The sequence below is a fragment of the Segatella copri genome (genome assembly GCF_003465495.1).
In the GTDB taxonomy this organism is placed as follows: Bacteria; Bacteroidota; Bacteroidia; order Bacteroidales; family Bacteroidaceae; genus Prevotella; species Prevotella copri_G.
Window position 1 is genome coordinate 14,304 of record NZ_QSAV01000045.1, and the last position, 15,258, is coordinate 29,561.

Here is a 15,258-nt window from a genome sequence, read left to right on the forward strand (position 1 = left end):
ATTAGTTCAAATTAAAACACGTAATATTAAGAATATGATTTCATTTGAAAGTGATTACAACAATGGTATGCTGCCAGAGATTCTAGAAGCTCTTGGCAAGACAAACGGTGATAAAACATCTGGTTATGGTTTTGATCCATACTCAGAATCTGCAAAAGAGAAAATCCGCAAGGCTGTGGACAATGAGAATGCAGAAGTGTTCTTCCTGATAGGCGGTACGCAGACCAACACCACGGTCATTGATTCCGTCCTCATGGGATGCGAAGGAGTAATCTGTGTGGAAACCGGTCATATCGAGGTACATGAATCAGGAGCAGTAGAAGCTTTCGGGCATAAGGTCATTACCCTGCCAGGAAAAAACAGCAAGCTGACAACCGGCACCCTGTCAGCTTATATGGATACCTTCCTAGCCGACGAATCGCATCCTCACATGGTACAGCCAGGCATGGTTTATATCTCAATGCCGACTGAGTTCGGAATGGTCTACACCAGAGAAGAACTGGCTGCGCTGTATGCAACCTGCCAGAAATATGACCTCCGTCTCTTCATTGATGGTGCACGACTGGGATACGGTCTGGTTTCAGCGGCATGCGACTATGACTTGCCATTCCTTGCAAAACATTGTGATGTATTCTATATCGGCGGAACCAAGGTGGGTGCCATGATGGGAGAAGCTGTGGTATTCTCGGGCATGAAGGCACCGAAATACTTCTTCACCAACGTAAAGCGTCATGGAGCCTTGCTTGCCAAGGGCAGAATGCTCGGCATCCAGTTTGACACGCTGTTTACGGATGAGCTCTATTTCAAGATATCGCGCCATGCCATCGCTATGGCTACCCGCATCCGCAGCATCTTCGAAAAGCATGGTATCGCCATTGCCTACGATTCTCCAACCAATCAGCAGTTTGTTGTACTCTCACCTGCCCTCTACGAAGCCCTTTCCCCAAAAGTAGCATTCGAGATATGGGAAAGAAAGAGCGAACATGAAATCATCTGTCGATTCGTGACAAGCTGGGCAACAAAGGAGGAAGAACTCGACGAGCTAGACCATATTCTTCAAGCTTACGCTTAAGAAGGCTAAGAGGGTGTGTCATAAGTTTATGGTTCACCCTCTTCTTATTGTTGGATGAGATAGGATATGTTGTTGGAAGAGATAGGATATGTTGTTGAGACAGTCAGTATCTTCGGCCGCACAACAGCTGTTGTGCGCTTGCATAACAGCTGATATGCGCATGCACAACAGCTGTTGTGCATGCGGTGGTCAACTGTTATGCGCCAACTATTATTCAGACTTATGACACACCCTCCATCGTTATATAAATCTCTCTATTTCTAAAGTGATTCATATATGTATATTGTAGTGTTCTATTCTTACTTGCTCAAGCTAACAGAATGGCTCATGTTAGCCATTTCTGGAATTGAGTCTACTACGTGTTTCAAGAACATGCCCATGCAAAGAACCATACCTGAAAACATAACTGCGGCGAAAGCCATTGTAAAAATAGTCATCATAATTATTAACCTTTTTAAAATTTATTATTTGTTATTCCTTAAATGCGAGTGCAAAGTTAACACTTTTTTATCGAATAACGGCATCTTTTGCCGAGAAATATCATTGCAATATGTTTTTCTTGATATGGGTCAACCACTTGTTTTTAGCCTTAAAAATGACATTTTGCTATCGGATATGTTGTTTTTGTGGCAATAATTTATATATATCATTTTTCTCGCATTGATATGTGTGTAACAAGACAGGGATTCCTGTCAGATGATAAGAAAAAAGGGTGCGCCATAGACTTATGACACACCCTCACGGGGTGATTCGAAAAACTGAAATTCAAAAGGAACTTATTCAAAGTGTCTTTTATCTGCGACACCAACTTCCTTCTATGGACAACAATCCAAACATTGCAATTGGAATGTTCCCTCCAAAACGATTCTACGACCGAAGCGAGTAGAACCGTTTTTCCCGTACCCGTTGGCATTTGTGCCATCACGGACCGATGAAGGCGCATCGCCTTCTCAATCCGTTCCTTCATATCCTCTTGGTAATCAAATAACTAGGGTGTCCAGTTCCATGTTCTCGTTTTTGATTATGTTTTAGCAACTTAGCACACTGTAAATCTGTAAATTAAGCACAAAATATAAGACAAATTTAACTGTCAAAAAGTCTGATGTAGATTCGCACAAGATTATAGTTTATTTAGCGAATGATTATCAATGATTTAGATGGTTATTACATTGTTTTTGATACTAAAAACTGGAACACAGAACTGGACACCCTATTTCTTAGATCAGTTGAGCTGGCTGGCGACCAATTATCTCTTTGCCCCAACCCTCTACAAGTTGAATCCGGATCCTTTCTCTGAATTCACGAAATTCCTGAAAACGCCAAAGCTTGACCATTACTGCCGCATGAACGTTTATGAATATGTGGGGTTTTATGTTGAAAAGAATCCTGCCTTGAAGGAACAGGCGACAGCATGGGTGAAGGACATGCTCGTCTTCTATGATGACAGATTGGAAACCGCTGACTGTTGTGATGGTTACGTGGTGGCTGCGGCCATTGATTTAGCTTGCAGCTTAGGAGCAAAGGATCTCATTCCTATCATCAACAAGTTGCTTTGTACTTATCTTGTTGATTTCAGTGATTGTGGACTTACGGCAGAGGTGGTTGAAGGGCTTCATCGGGGTGAACTGCTCAGGCAGGAGTATGCTCTTGATGTATATGAACGGGATCACAGGTTAGAGGAAGACAGCAACAGGTAATGGAGTAAAGGCATCAAAGCATTCTTCCTTTGGCTGAGTTTTGCAAACTGTTGTTTTTAGTTTGCTCCAAATTTTTGCAATCAGTTGTATATGTGGAAGTTAGCTTTGTTTGTAATTCTTTGATAACAAGAAAGTAAATAGAATGTATCCTCATTGACCTCAATACGTAATATCATAGTCCTACCTTTGCACCAGAAATTGTTAGTTATGAATTCTCTATAAAAAGGTAGTAAATGAAAAAGCAACGTATGAAGCATTGTTTCTTCGCGCTCACATTATGCTGTACTGCAGGAAGCATGTATGGTCAAGTTGCACAGGATAGCAGCAAGACTATTGAAAAGAAAAGTTCTGTAAATGGTAAAAAAATACAGAAGTCGAAGTTCAGCGACGATCCTATAGAACTGAATAATGTAGTGGTTACCGCTTTGGGTATCAAGCGTGAGGAAAAAAGTCTCGGATATGCTACCCAAACCGTATCTGGTTCTGAAATTACGGCAACGATGCCTGCCAACTGGTCTCAAGCTTTGCAGGGACAGGTGGCAGGTTTGAATGTCATTTCAGCCGGTGGTCCCCTGTCATCAACCCAGATTAATCTTCGTGGCAACGTTTCCATGAATATGGACGGAAATGGCGCACTTATCGTTGTGGATGGTGTGCCACTTTCCAGCCCTATGAATAATCCTGGTGGCTCTTATGGTGCCGGTGGCAACTCCGAAGGTTCGATTGACTTTGGTAATGGATTCTCTGATTTAAATCCGGATGACATTGAGAGCATTCAGGTATTGAAGGGAGCTTCTGCCTCTGCTCTCTATGGTTCAAGAGCTGCTAATGGTGTCATTATGGTTACCACCAAGTCTGGTAAGAAAGCCAAGAAGGGATTAGGTATCAGTTATAATTTCAATAATTCCTGGGAACAGGCTGCTCACTTTCCTGATTATCAGTATGAATTCGGACAGGGTGTAGCCAAGAACATCGGTTCTAAGGGGACAGAGTGGGCTGGACAACCTTATTACTCCTATGGTGCAGGTGATGATGGTTTGGCTAGCACCAGTGGTACAAGCTCAGCTTTTGGTGCGAAGTTTGATGGACAGATGTTCTATCAATATGACCCGGAGAAAGAAGGTCGTGCTGATGTGGCCACTCCTTGGAGAGCCTATAAAGACAATCACTCCGGATTGTTCCAAACGGGGCATACGATGACCAACTCCCTGGCCTTGACTGGTAATAACGGTACAGGCAATATGCGTATCTCTTTGACTCATAGTAAGAGTGAATGGATTTTGCCTAACTCTGGCTATCAGCGCTTGACTGCAGCTTTCGCCGGATCACAACAGATTTCCAAGCGTGTGAAGATCAATGCACGTATGAGTTATACTTACAGAGATGTGGAGAATACTCCTCAGCTTACCTATAACTCTAACTCCTTAAGCTATTTCCTGATATTCATGAATCCTAACTTCAACCTCGATTGGTTTAAGCCAATGTGGTACAAGGGTAAGGAGAATATCAAGCAGATACGTCCATTCTCCAGTTATCTGCCTAATCCGTATGTTTTGCTTTACGAGGCAACCAACCCTGCAAAGAAGCATAGTTTCAATGGTAATATTTCTGCCAATTTTACCATCAATCGTTTCCTTGATTTGCAGTTGCGTTCTGGTTTACAGGCTACGGCTCAGCAGCAGGAGCAGCACAGACCATGGGATGACAAGGCTTTCCCTACCGGTTTCTTCAAGAAGCAGAACATCTTTGACTATGAGGTTAACTCTGATGTACTTTTATCTTACCATAACAGTTTCGAGAATGGACTCAACGTGAATGCTTCAGCGGGTGGTAACATGATGCAGTCGTATTATGATTTGTTGTCAGCTTCTGTTACCGGGTTGAATACGCCTGGTGTATATAGTTTGGCCAATGGAGTTTCAAATCCATTGGTTGGTACCACTATTCGCAAGAAGCGTGTGAACTCGCTTTATTTCATGGCTAATCTGGCTTATCAGGAGATGTTGTTCCTGGATATAACAGGGCGCAATGACTGGTCATCTACCTTGCCGCGCAAGAATCGTTCTTTCTTCTATCCTTCTGTGAGTCTGAGTGGTGTGTTGAATAGCATGATGAAAATGCCAAAGTGGGTGAATCTGCTGAAAGTGCGCGCTTCTTGGGCACAGGTGGGTAATGATACTCAGCCTTACAAGACATCACCTTACTATACAACTAGTGATTTCTCGGGTTCTTTGGTTAAGCCAGGTACACTTTATAATGCCGACTTCAAGCCCGAGATGTCTACCAACTGGGAAGGAGGATTAGATTTCAAAGCATTTGGCAGCCGTTTGGGATTGGATGTGACCTATTATTATAATCGCACCAAGAATCAGATTCTCAATGCTCCCTTTGATCCTACTACTGGATACACCAAGGGTACCATCAATTCGGGATGTGTCAGCAACAGAGGTGTGGAGATCGTACTCCGTGGTACTCCTATCAGGAATAGAGATTGGCAGTGGGATATGACCGCTACCTGGTCAACCAATAAGAACAAGATAGAATCACTTTCTGAATTTGCTGATGAGCGTCAGATTCTCGGTTCTTATGTGAGTGGCAATGTAAGTATCATCGGTACCAAAGGTGGAACCACGGGAGATATCTGGGGCTACAAGCTCAAGCGTAATGCTAAGGGTGAGGTGATTATCACTTCTGCCGGTTTGCCTGCTCGTCCTTCTGAGATTGAATATGTGGCATGTGCCTTACCAGACTGGGAGGGTGCGTTCAATACCTCTTTGCGCTTCAAGAACTGGTCATTCTCCATGCAATGGGATGGAAAGGTTGGAGGTAAGACCTATTCTCAGTCACATCACAAGATGTGCGAACAGGGTCACCTGGCTGAGACCTTGAATGGTAGAAAACCTGGAACCAGTCTCTACCTGGATATTGCGGACCCTGATGTTCTGAAGCTCTTTGAAAAGCAGAAGATTACTCCTGTAGCTGGTGTGTATTGCATAGCACCGGGTGTGGTTGATAACGGAGATGGTACTTATAGTCCGAATCAGAAACTTGTCACCCTGGAGTCATATTATAAGGAGTATTACCGCATTGGTAATGTGGAAACCAATACTTTCAGTACCACTTATCTCAAGCTTCGCGAGGTTCGTCTGGATTATCAGTTGCCAAAATCTTGGTTGAAGAATACTTTCATCAACAATGCTTCAGTGGGTATATATGGGCGCAATCTGCTTTGCATTACCAGTTATCCAATGTATGACCCGGAGACAACCTCACTTGATGGCAATACATTTGTACCAGGTGTAGAGGTGGGTACTCTTCCTACCAGTCGTTCCTGGGGTGTTAATCTCAAAGTTGATTTCTAGTTAAGAATAAGATGTAATGAACAAAAAAAGAAAGAATCGATGAAAAAGATTTTTAGAAATATAATGACGCTGATGACCGTTCCTTTCATGCTGATGACCTCGGCATGCGAATCAATGGACGATACCAATGTGGATCCAACCCGAATGAATACTGCTAATGCTGGAAGTTTTTTGGATCCTCTCATTTATGGTATGGGCACTTACACCTGGACCCGATACAATAGCTGGACCTTCCAGTTGATGCAGTGCCTTGTAACAACAAACTCCACCAGCGGTGTGGGCTGGTTCAACATCAGTGATACGGCAGGTGATGGCGTCTGGACCAATTATTACAAATGGAATACCAATGCCAAGGCCATCTATGACGAAGCCGTGAAAGTGGGAGATCCGAACTATCAGGCAATTGCATTGACCCTCAGATGCTGGATATTTGAGAACACGACAGATGCCTTCGGTGATATTCCTGTACAGGAATCATGCCGTGGTGAGGAACAGCTCTACTATCCAAAGTTTGAGTTTCAGACTGATGTCTACAGGTTTATCATCGACAGCTTGGATGTGGCGAACAGCATATATAATCTCAAAAAAGGTTTGCAGTTCAATACCAATGGTGACAAGATGTATTGCAGCAGCGGTTCTGACTTGCAGGGCATCCTGAAATGGAAGAAGTTTACCAACTCCTTGCGTTTGCGCGCTTTGCTGCGTGTCATAGATTCCAAGGAATTGGGTGATTTGGCCAAGGCAGAGTTGAAGAAGATGTTGGCAGATCCTATTACTTATCCGGTTTTTGAATCGAATGATGACAATGCTAAGGTACATATCTCAGGAATTGCTCCTGATGAAGCTCCAATGACACGTCCATCAGACCTTTCTGCCTACAAGTCACTTTCTGCATTTTTCATCGATCGTCTTCAGGATTGGAAGGATCCTCGTCTGGAAGTGTTTGCAACTCAGGCTACCAATAAGGATCCTCAAACCGGCCAAGAGGTTACTTCCTTTATCGGTTTGCCTAGTGGTTATGATGTGGAGCCTACATTTACTGCTTCTTCTCCAAATGCGGCAAATCTGGCCACAGCGCCACAGGATATACAGTGTCTCACCTATGCAGAGGTACTCTTCATCAAGGCAGAGTTGGCACAACGCGGTCTTATCTCTGATGATGCCAGGCTGCTCTATGAAAAAGCTGTTGCTGCAGCTATTACGCAATGGGGAGTTGAGGTTCCTGACGGGTATTTTGATAACGGGAAGGCAGCGTATGATGGAACGCTTCGCCGCATCATGGAACAGAAGTTCTATGCACTCTTCTTTATTGATTTCCAGCAATGGTTTGAGTATAATCGTACCGGTTATCCTGATGTACCGAAAGGTCCAGGTGTAGATGCTTCATTGCATATGCCATATCGTTTCAAATACCCAGCTATCTTGCAACGTATGAATCGTGAACATTATTTGGAGGCAGTGAAATCGATGGGTGGTGATGATTTCAATACCCGACTGATCTGGCAGAAGAGACCAGAATTATAATTGATTAGATGTTTAATGAAAGGATTGAAAAAATGAAAGTAAGACTATTTTTGATTGCAGCGCTTCTGATGGGTACTGTTGCCCACATGGCTGCACAGGACAAGAAAGAGTTTACGCTCGAAGTATATGGTGGGGAGATTCCCAATGTCAAGCCAGCTTTTGATGAAGAGCATTTCTTAGGTGGTGAGATTACCAAGAAATGGAATACTTTCCTCTGTAACTATACCCACACCTATGAGGTAGAGGTGGGGTTGAGTTCTTCAGGAACAGAATTTAGAAAGCCGGCTGTCTTCAAGGCCGTGGAGCGTGTGAACAAATATGTAAAGAAGAGCTATAAGTCGCAGCATATGACCAAAGAGGAGGCAATTCGAATCATGAGTCATGTACTGGATTGTGCCAACATCATCTGCCTGGAGAGTGATACTGCAGCCTTGGAGGAGGCTGCCGGTGATGCCAATACTGCAGAAGAGGCTTTGGCTTTCTTTGACCATATTAAATTGATAAATGTTTAGTTTTTAGCGTGATGAATAAAAATCTGAGTAAAATTCTGTTGTTAGCGTCTATTGGGGCCATGCCATTGGGTATGGCTGCCCAACAAGCTTCTTCTTTTGTTTTTTCCGGTAAGGTAAAAGACATCAAGGGTAAGGGGATTGCCGGGGTGGTTGTAAACAATGGCCGAAGTTTTGTGCAAACCAATTCTCTTGGAGAATGGACATTGCCTACTGATACCAATGTCTGCAAGTTCGTCAGTATATCCACTCCTTCATCCTATGTGCTTCCCTGCCAGAAGAGCCTTGCTAAAGGCTTTTACGTTCGCGTGGATGAACTTGTAAAAGATCACAGCCGACATGATTTCATTTTGGAGAAGAGGAAAAAGTTATCTGATAAGTTTTATTATATTGCCATCTCTGATCCTCAGGTAAAGAATGAGCATGACATGAAGCGTTGGAAGCAGGAATCTATCCGCGATTTGAAGGGCTATGTGGATACCCTGAGCCGAGAGAGAGAGGTAGTGGCCAATACCTTGGGAGATTTAGTATTTGACAGTATGAACCTGTATAGTGAATATGCCGCCTCATTTGATGGCATCAAAATGACCACCTTCCAATGTATAGGCAATCATGATTTCGACAAGCGTTATCAGGATTTGCATAATATGACACTTGGTACACCTGTATATGGAGAGCAATATTATCACCGTTTTTTCGGACCTGTCAATTATTCCTACAACATAGGTAAAGTACACGTAGTTACGTTGAAGAATATAAATTACGTGGGTCACAAGAAGTATATAGAGGCTATTACGGATGCTGATTTAGACTGGCTGAAGCATGATTTGAGTTTTGTACCGAAGGGCTCTTTGGTCTTCCTCAATATGCATGCGGCTGTTTGGAATAGCACAGAGGGTGAGGGCAATGTTCGCAATGCAGAGGAGTTGGCCGATGCCCTAAAGGATTATCAGGTACATGTCTTGACTGGTCATACTCATTATTTCCAGAACAATGTCATGGATGCTCAACTTTTGGAACACAATATTGGTGCCGCCTGTGGTGCCTGGTGGAAGAGTCAGGTTAATCGCTGTGGAGCGCCTAATGGTTATCTGGTGATGGATGTGGATGGGAATCAGCTGAAATGGCATTATAAATCCACAGGTCATAACATTGATTATCAGATGCGTGTTTATGGTAAAGGTAATATGTTGAGTCAGCCTCAATATGTAGTGGTAAATGTTTGGGATTGGGATCCAAGCTGCAAGGTTGAATGGCTGCAGGACGGACAAGCCATGGGTGAGATGGAGAAGTTTGTTGATGTAGATGAAGCCTATGCTGCGAGCAAAGGACATAAGGAAGGTCTTACTGCTACCGGGCATCTGTTTAGAGCCTTGCCTTCTTCTGATGCCAAGAGTATTACGGTGGTATTCACCAATCGTTTTGGAGAGAAATATGAGCAAACTGTTCTGATTTCAAATCCAAAAGTTAAGACTCAGATAATAGCACATCGTGGGTATTGGGATACGAAAGGTTCGGCCCAAAACTCGATAGCTTCTTTGCGTAAGGCTGCAGATGCCAAGGTTTACGGTTCTGAATGTGATGTGCATATCACTGCTGACAGTGTTATCATTGTCAACCATGACCCGAAAATCAATGATTTGATCATTGCTGATTCAAAGTATGCTGATTTGAAAATACAACTTCTAAAAAATGGAGAAGAAGTATCAACCTTAGAGCAATATTTAAATGAGTTGAAGAATCATCCTGCAATAAAACTGATTCTTGAAATCAAAAGACAACCTTTACAGTGCGACGAAGATCGTCTTACTCGCAAAACGGTGGAGATGGTGAATCGTATGGGCTTGACCAAACAGGTGGAGTATATCTCTTTCAGTTCTGCAGCTTGTGCATTGGTTCGTCAGTTGGATTCTAATGCTGTTATTTATTATGTTAATGGCAATTATACACCAGCTGAAGTGAAGAAACTTGGTTATCAAGGTATTGATTATAGTTATAAGATACTTTTCAAGCATCCTGAGTGGATTAAAGAAGCTCATGAATTGGGATTGAAGGTAAATGGATGGACTTCTGATGATGATGTTATCATCAAGAAGCTCATTGAAATGAATGTTGATTTCATTACTACCAATAAGCCGGTAGAGGCAGAGAAACTGGCAAGGAAGTTCTGATAGCTTCATCAGTACCTGGTTCATAACAGGCATTTATATGGTACAGGATGGAGTTGTAGTATTTAGAACAATCATAATGTTTGGAATACAACGGATAGTAAATTGATTAGTTTGTTTCTTAAATCGGTGAGCCATCAGTAAAACTGGTGGCTTTTTTAGTACTGTGCAGATAGGATGCACTGAGAATTTGTACTTTTGTGGCAAATTATTGAGTAATTTGTGACGTAGTATCTTATTTTTGTACTTTTACAGGCTGAAAACGGATACTATTATCCGCTAACATTAATTGAACTACCCACAAGCTAAAGACTTGTAGGATTCCGACTTCATCAAGGAATGCTTGCAAGCAAGTCTTACGCCCTTTCCATCGGTGTAATCGACAGTTCCTGCCGATATATTTCTTAAACCTTCATCAAGTATATTTTTTGCTACATTCAGGTCACGGTCTATTAACTCACCGCAATTTGGGCAAATATTGTAGCATCATCATTTTTGATCCTGTTCCTGCTAAGATGCGTGATTACTGCAAGATTTCAAAAGAGTTGAAGTCCGATGGTAGTAATGTAGCTGGCGTTTTATGTGCATTGTCGTAGCTTTTTGGCGGTTGCACCTCATAGTTTATTGCTTATCGAAGAGGTGGATAATGGCTTGCATCCTTCTCGTGCTAAGGAGTTGGTTGATATGTTGAAGGACTTGTCACGACAGCGCCAGGTTGATGTGCTCTGTACGACGCATAATCCAGTTTTGTTAGATGAGTTAGGCAACAAGATGATTCCGTTTGTCAGCTATGTTACCCGTGATGAGAATGGTGATAGTCATGTCAATCTCTTGGAAGAAAAAGAGAATCTAACCAAATTGATGGCTTCAGGAACAATTGGTAGAATGATGGTTAACGATAAAATATAATGAGAAAGGTATTGGTGATTGATACGAGTGTACTTTACGTTTGGCTCAAAGTATCAGGAAAGGAAACTTGTGGTCCAAGCAATGCCTTGGTTACATACGAGAAGGTCTCTGAGAAAATAGAGGAAGAAAAGAAGAAAGGAACAACCTTTATCCTGCCACTGGCAACGATCATTGAGACAGAAAATCATATAGCTCATTCTTCAGGAGACAGAATGTCATTAGGTGAGGAATTTGCTCAAATCATGATCGATTCGGCTGATGAGAAATCACCATGGGCTGCATTTACTGAACAAAGCAGTTTGTGGAATCCTGAAAACTTAAAAAAGTTGGCAGAGAAGTGGAAGATCACTGTTATAGGAGGGCAAGCTTTAGGCGATGCTTCTATTGTTGAGGTGGTAAAATATTATACAGATTTAGGATATGAAGTTGAAAGCTTTACAGGTGATGAAGGCTTGAAAGCTTACGAGCCTACGGTTGAAATTCCTTGGAGAAGAAGAAAGTAAAGACGTTAACGAATAAAAATATCCATGTGAATCGTTCAATATTTCACATGGATATTCAGTTTTGACAGTATCATATATGTGATACTATTATTGCAAGTAAGGAATGGCAAACTTCACCAGACAATATCCACCTCCAATGAGCCAGCAATAAAGAATGGCAGCCAAGAGGAAAGGCTTAATGCCAGCTTTCTTGAATTTGTCAAAGCTTGTTTCGGCTCCCAATGCTGCCATGGACATGGTCAGGAGGAAGGTGTCCAGTTGGTTAATCCAATCCACTATGCTTTCCGGAAGCAAATCAAGAGAATTGAATCCGATCACTACCAGGAAGAGAATGGCAAACCATGGAATGCTGATTTTAGGCTTGTTGGTATCAGCATTTTCCAGATTATCTCTTTTGGCAACATCCCTTGCAACGGTCCATGCAATCACCAGTAATACCGGTACCAGCATCATCACCCTTATCATCTTCACAATGATGGCATTGTTGCTCACCTCGGCTCCCATGGCATTGGCTGCACCTACCACATGGGCTACTTCATGAACGGTGGAACCCGTAAAGAGTCCCATCATATCTGGTGATAGGTCAAAGATGCCAGCCCTGTAGAGAATAGGGTAGAGGAACATGGATAATGTTCCAAAGATGACTACGGTGGCTACGGCTACTGCCGTCTTGTAAGGCTTCGGACGAATGGCCCCATCTATACCCAATACTGCAGCAGCTCCACAGATGGCACTTCCGCAAGCGGTGAGCAGTGCGATGCTGCGGTCAATTTTCAGGAGTCTTCCCACCAGGATTCCCAAACCGATGGTGCCGCATACGATGATGGCATCCATTACGATGGCAGAGAAGCCCACAGCCATCACATCCTGGAAGGTGAGCTTGAAACCATAAAGGATGATGCCTGTGCGGAGGATTCGCTTGCTGCAAAACTTGATGCCCGGTACCCAGGTGTCAGGCAGGTTGTTACGTAAACTATTGGCATAGAGCATACCAATGATGATGCCCACCACCATGGGGCTAAACGAAAGAGCTTTCACACAGTCCATGCCACCGATGTAGAAAGCAGCGCATGCGAAGAGCGCGATGAGCAATACGCCATGCAGCATACTGCTCCTTTGTTCTGATAATCTCATATTTTTCTTTTTTTGTCGGTTATTCGCTTTTGAAAAGCGGGTGCAAAGGTACGAAAAATCATGAGATGTTGTATATACATAATAACTATACGTTATAATCTTTAGTTATAAATCTCTTGAATGTCTGCTGGAGTTTAGCGGCCTCGCCCCTCTTCTCAACAAATAGAAATTCTCGTTCCATCTTCAGATTCTCAATTTCCAGAACCTTGAATACTTGTTCATAGATACTCCTGTAGATGGCTCTTATGCTGATGATACCCATGCTTAAGGAATGTTCCACGAAATGCTTGATGCCCTCTGTGGTTCCCAGATTCATCTCAATGTTCAGATCAGAAAGAGCAATGCCGTTTTCCTGCAGGGCTTTTTGGATGACATCCAAGGTTCCGGAACCTAATTCACGCAGTACAATCGGTGTCTGCCTGAGAAGATTCAAAGAAATCTCATCTTGCTGGGCTAGGGGATTGGAACAATGTACGAACGCCACCAGCTCATCTTTCATGAAAGGAGTGTATTTAAAGGTGGGCTGCCGCTTGATGCCTTCCACCATACCCAGATCTATCCTTCCTGCAGCAAGCGCATCCTCTATCTCATGAGAATTTCCGCTGAGCAGGGTAATACGAATGTCGGGGTATAGTTTCCTGAATTCAGCAATTAGTTCGGGGAGAACATATTGTGAGATGGTGGTACTGGCTCCGATGCGCAGTTCGCCACCTGATTTCTCTGTGAGCTTCTTCATGTCGAAATCGAGATTCTGATAGGCATCGATAATCTTGCAGGCATGGTCAAGCATAAGTTGTCCGGCACGGGTGAGCTGGATGCGATTGCCGATTCTGTCGAACAGTTGCACCCCATATTCCTTTTCAAGCTCTTGTATGTGCTTGCTGATGGCAGGCTGACTGATGAACAGTTCGTTGGCAGCCTTAGTGAAACTCAGGAGTGTAGCCACACTTCTGAAAACTTTCAGTCTTGTATCTATCATTTTATGTTCCTTTGTTATTTCAAAAATCCTCGTCAATATGATGCCGAGTGCAGCAAATCTTCTGCAAAGATAATGCAAATGAGCGCAATGAAAACTTGTTTTCAAATTGCCGAGTGCAGCAAATCTTCTGCAAAGATAACAAAATTCTAGAAATCACTCGCTGGTTTCGCCTAAAAATAGTAACTTTGCATCCAACAAAAAGAAACCAAAGACATTATGAACATTAAGAATATCCATTTGGCCTATTTTAGTGCCACTTTCTCCACCAAACGTATCGTTCGTGAGATAGCATCCCAGTTTCAGAAGCCTGTCATTGAGTATGACATTACCTCAGACGTGCTGAAGGATGATGTCTCGCTGGGAAGTGATGGCGATCTGCTGATAGTGGGCGTACCTTCCTATGCTGGTAGAGTCCCGGAAATGGCAGTTCGTTCATTGAGACGTTTTCTTGGAAACAATACCCCAGCCATCATCGTATCAGTCTATGGTAACAGAGCCTACGATGATACGCTCATAGAGCTGAAGGACCTGGTGGAATCCCATGGCTTCAAGTTACTTTCTGCGGCTGCCGTCATAGCCCAGCATTCCATATTTCCCAAGATAGCAGAAGGAAGACCTAATGCGGATGATATGGAGAAACTCCATGATTTTGCTTCAAAGAGTAGGGAACTTCTACTCCAGATACCAAAGATGTCAGCAGTCAGCCGACTGATAGTAAAGGGAAATCGCCCTTATCGTGATACCAAGCCTATTCCTCTGCATCCAGAAGGGAGTAGGGGAAAATGTACATCCTGCCATGCCTGTGTGAAAATGTGCCCTGTCGGAGCCATCACTATGGGGGAACCCTACAAGACCAACGAAAAGAAATGCATCTCTTGCGGACGCTGTGTCGTGGTCTGTCCTGAGCATGCCCGACTTTTCGGTGGCCTGCTGTATAAGGCTGTCAGCTGGAAATTCGAGAAAGCGTATTCGGAACCTAAGCAGCCTGAATTTTTCTATGTGAATGTTTAAAGAATCAGATAGCAATGAGTAGATACACGAATATCGTCTTCGATGTAGGAAGTGTATTGGTGAACTGGATGCGCATGAACCTGTATACCACTCTTTTCAATGGGAATAAGGCATAAGCATTGTTGTCTGAGTAAATGTTCAATACATGCCTACGTGATGTCTTAATCCATTTCGCAGGAACAGAGATGAACTTGAAAACAAAGGTCTTGATTCTGCTGGTGGCACGCAATCCAAATTCATGGGTTTTCAATCTCTGCATAATAGCTTTGTAGAAGTTTCTGATGAGAGCTGTCATAAGCAGGAATACAGTATTCTGTGCCATGAACGATTTTGGCAATCGGTTCCAGCCAAAGCCATTGTTCATGTCATCGAAGATGCGTTCCTTGCCAC

Annotated in this window: 12 protein-coding genes and 1 pseudogene; 9 read left to right on the top strand and 4 right to left on the bottom strand. The window is 43.1% G+C overall.

Features of this window, described 5'->3' with window-relative positions:
* The first annotated feature begins 34 nt into the window (after window positions 1–34).
* The gene (locus DWV53_RS12150; protein ID WP_118154277.1) at window positions 35–1,072 is read left to right on the top strand and encodes a threonine aldolase family protein; all 1,038 of its coding nucleotides are present in this window, start codon (window positions 35–37) and stop codon (window positions 1,070–1,072) included.
* A gap of 646 nt (window positions 1,073–1,718) precedes the next feature.
* Here the strand turns inward: DWV53_RS12150 and DWV53_RS16200 are convergent.
* Window positions 1,719–2,039, bottom strand: a complete 321-nt coding sequence (locus tag DWV53_RS16200) for a DEAD/DEAH box helicase family protein (RefSeq protein ID WP_437181749.1) — start codon at window positions 2,037–2,039, stop codon at window positions 1,719–1,721.
* 208 nt (window positions 2,040–2,247) lie between these two features.
* Here DWV53_RS16200 and DWV53_RS12165 point away from each other — a divergent pair, with 208 nt between their 5' ends.
* The 7 genes from DWV53_RS12165 (at window position 2,248) to DWV53_RS12200 (ending at window position 11,744) form a co-directional block, all read left to right on the top strand.
* Window positions 2,248–2,769: a hypothetical protein gene (locus DWV53_RS12165; protein WP_147468789.1), complete on the top strand. Its 522-nt coding sequence runs from the start codon at window positions 2,248–2,250 to the stop codon at window positions 2,767–2,769.
* A gap of 233 nt (window positions 2,770–3,002) precedes the next feature.
* Window positions 3,003–6,131, top strand: coding sequence for a SusC/RagA family TonB-linked outer membrane protein (locus DWV53_RS12170; RefSeq protein ID WP_118154283.1), 3,129 nt, complete (start codon window positions 3,003–3,005; stop codon window positions 6,129–6,131).
* A 39-nt stretch (window positions 6,132–6,170) separates the two neighbouring features.
* The gene (locus tag DWV53_RS12175; RefSeq protein WP_118154286.1) at window positions 6,171–7,655 is read left to right on the top strand and encodes a SusD/RagB family nutrient-binding outer membrane lipoprotein; all 1,485 of its coding nucleotides are present in this window, start codon (window positions 6,171–6,173) and stop codon (window positions 7,653–7,655) included.
* Window positions 7,656–7,687: 32 nt separating this feature from the next.
* Window positions 7,688–8,167 carry a hypothetical protein gene (locus DWV53_RS12180; RefSeq protein ID WP_147337135.1) on the top strand — a complete coding sequence of 160 codons (480 nt, stop codon included), beginning with the start codon at window positions 7,688–7,690 and terminating at the stop codon, window positions 8,165–8,167.
* Window positions 8,168–8,238: 71 nt separating this feature from the next.
* Window positions 8,239–10,335: a calcineurin-like phosphoesterase C-terminal domain-containing protein gene (locus tag DWV53_RS12185; protein WP_118154307.1), complete on the top strand. Its 2,097-nt coding sequence runs from the start codon at window positions 8,239–8,241 to the stop codon at window positions 10,333–10,335.
* Window positions 10,336–10,914: 579 nt separating this feature from the next.
* Complete coding sequence (locus tag DWV53_RS12195) at window positions 10,915–11,241, top strand: AAA family ATPase (RefSeq protein ID WP_259318987.1); 327 nt, start codon at window positions 10,915–10,917, stop codon at window positions 11,239–11,241.
* On the top strand, window positions 11,241–11,744 hold the full coding sequence (locus DWV53_RS12200; RefSeq protein WP_118154295.1) for a hypothetical protein: 504 nt from the start codon (window positions 11,241–11,243) through the stop codon (window positions 11,742–11,744). Before DWV53_RS12195 ends, DWV53_RS12200 begins: the two co-directional genes overlap by 1 nt.
* Window positions 11,745–11,831: 87 nt before the next feature.
* Here the strand turns inward: DWV53_RS12200 and DWV53_RS12205 are convergent, their stop codons facing one another.
* Both DWV53_RS12205 and DWV53_RS12210 read right to left on the bottom strand, forming a co-directional pair.
* Entirely contained in the window at window positions 11,832–12,878 is a 1,047-nt protein-coding gene (locus DWV53_RS12205) for a YeiH family protein (RefSeq protein ID WP_118154298.1), read from the bottom strand.
* 85 nt (window positions 12,879–12,963) lie between these two features.
* Window positions 12,964–13,857, bottom strand: coding sequence for a LysR family transcriptional regulator (locus DWV53_RS12210; protein ID WP_118154301.1), 894 nt, complete (start codon window positions 13,855–13,857; stop codon window positions 12,964–12,966).
* A 216-nt stretch (window positions 13,858–14,073) separates the two neighbouring features.
* Here DWV53_RS12210 and DWV53_RS12215 point away from each other — a divergent pair, with 216 nt between their 5' ends.
* On the top strand, window positions 14,074–14,868 hold the full coding sequence (locus tag DWV53_RS12215; RefSeq protein WP_118154304.1) for a 4Fe-4S binding protein: 795 nt from the start codon (window positions 14,074–14,076) through the stop codon (window positions 14,866–14,868).
* Window positions 14,869–14,977: 109 nt separating this feature from the next.
* Here the strand turns inward: DWV53_RS12215 and DWV53_RS12220 are convergent.
* Window positions 14,978–15,258: pseudogene (locus DWV53_RS12220) on the bottom strand (IS1380-like element IS942 family transposase); the annotation flags it as partial.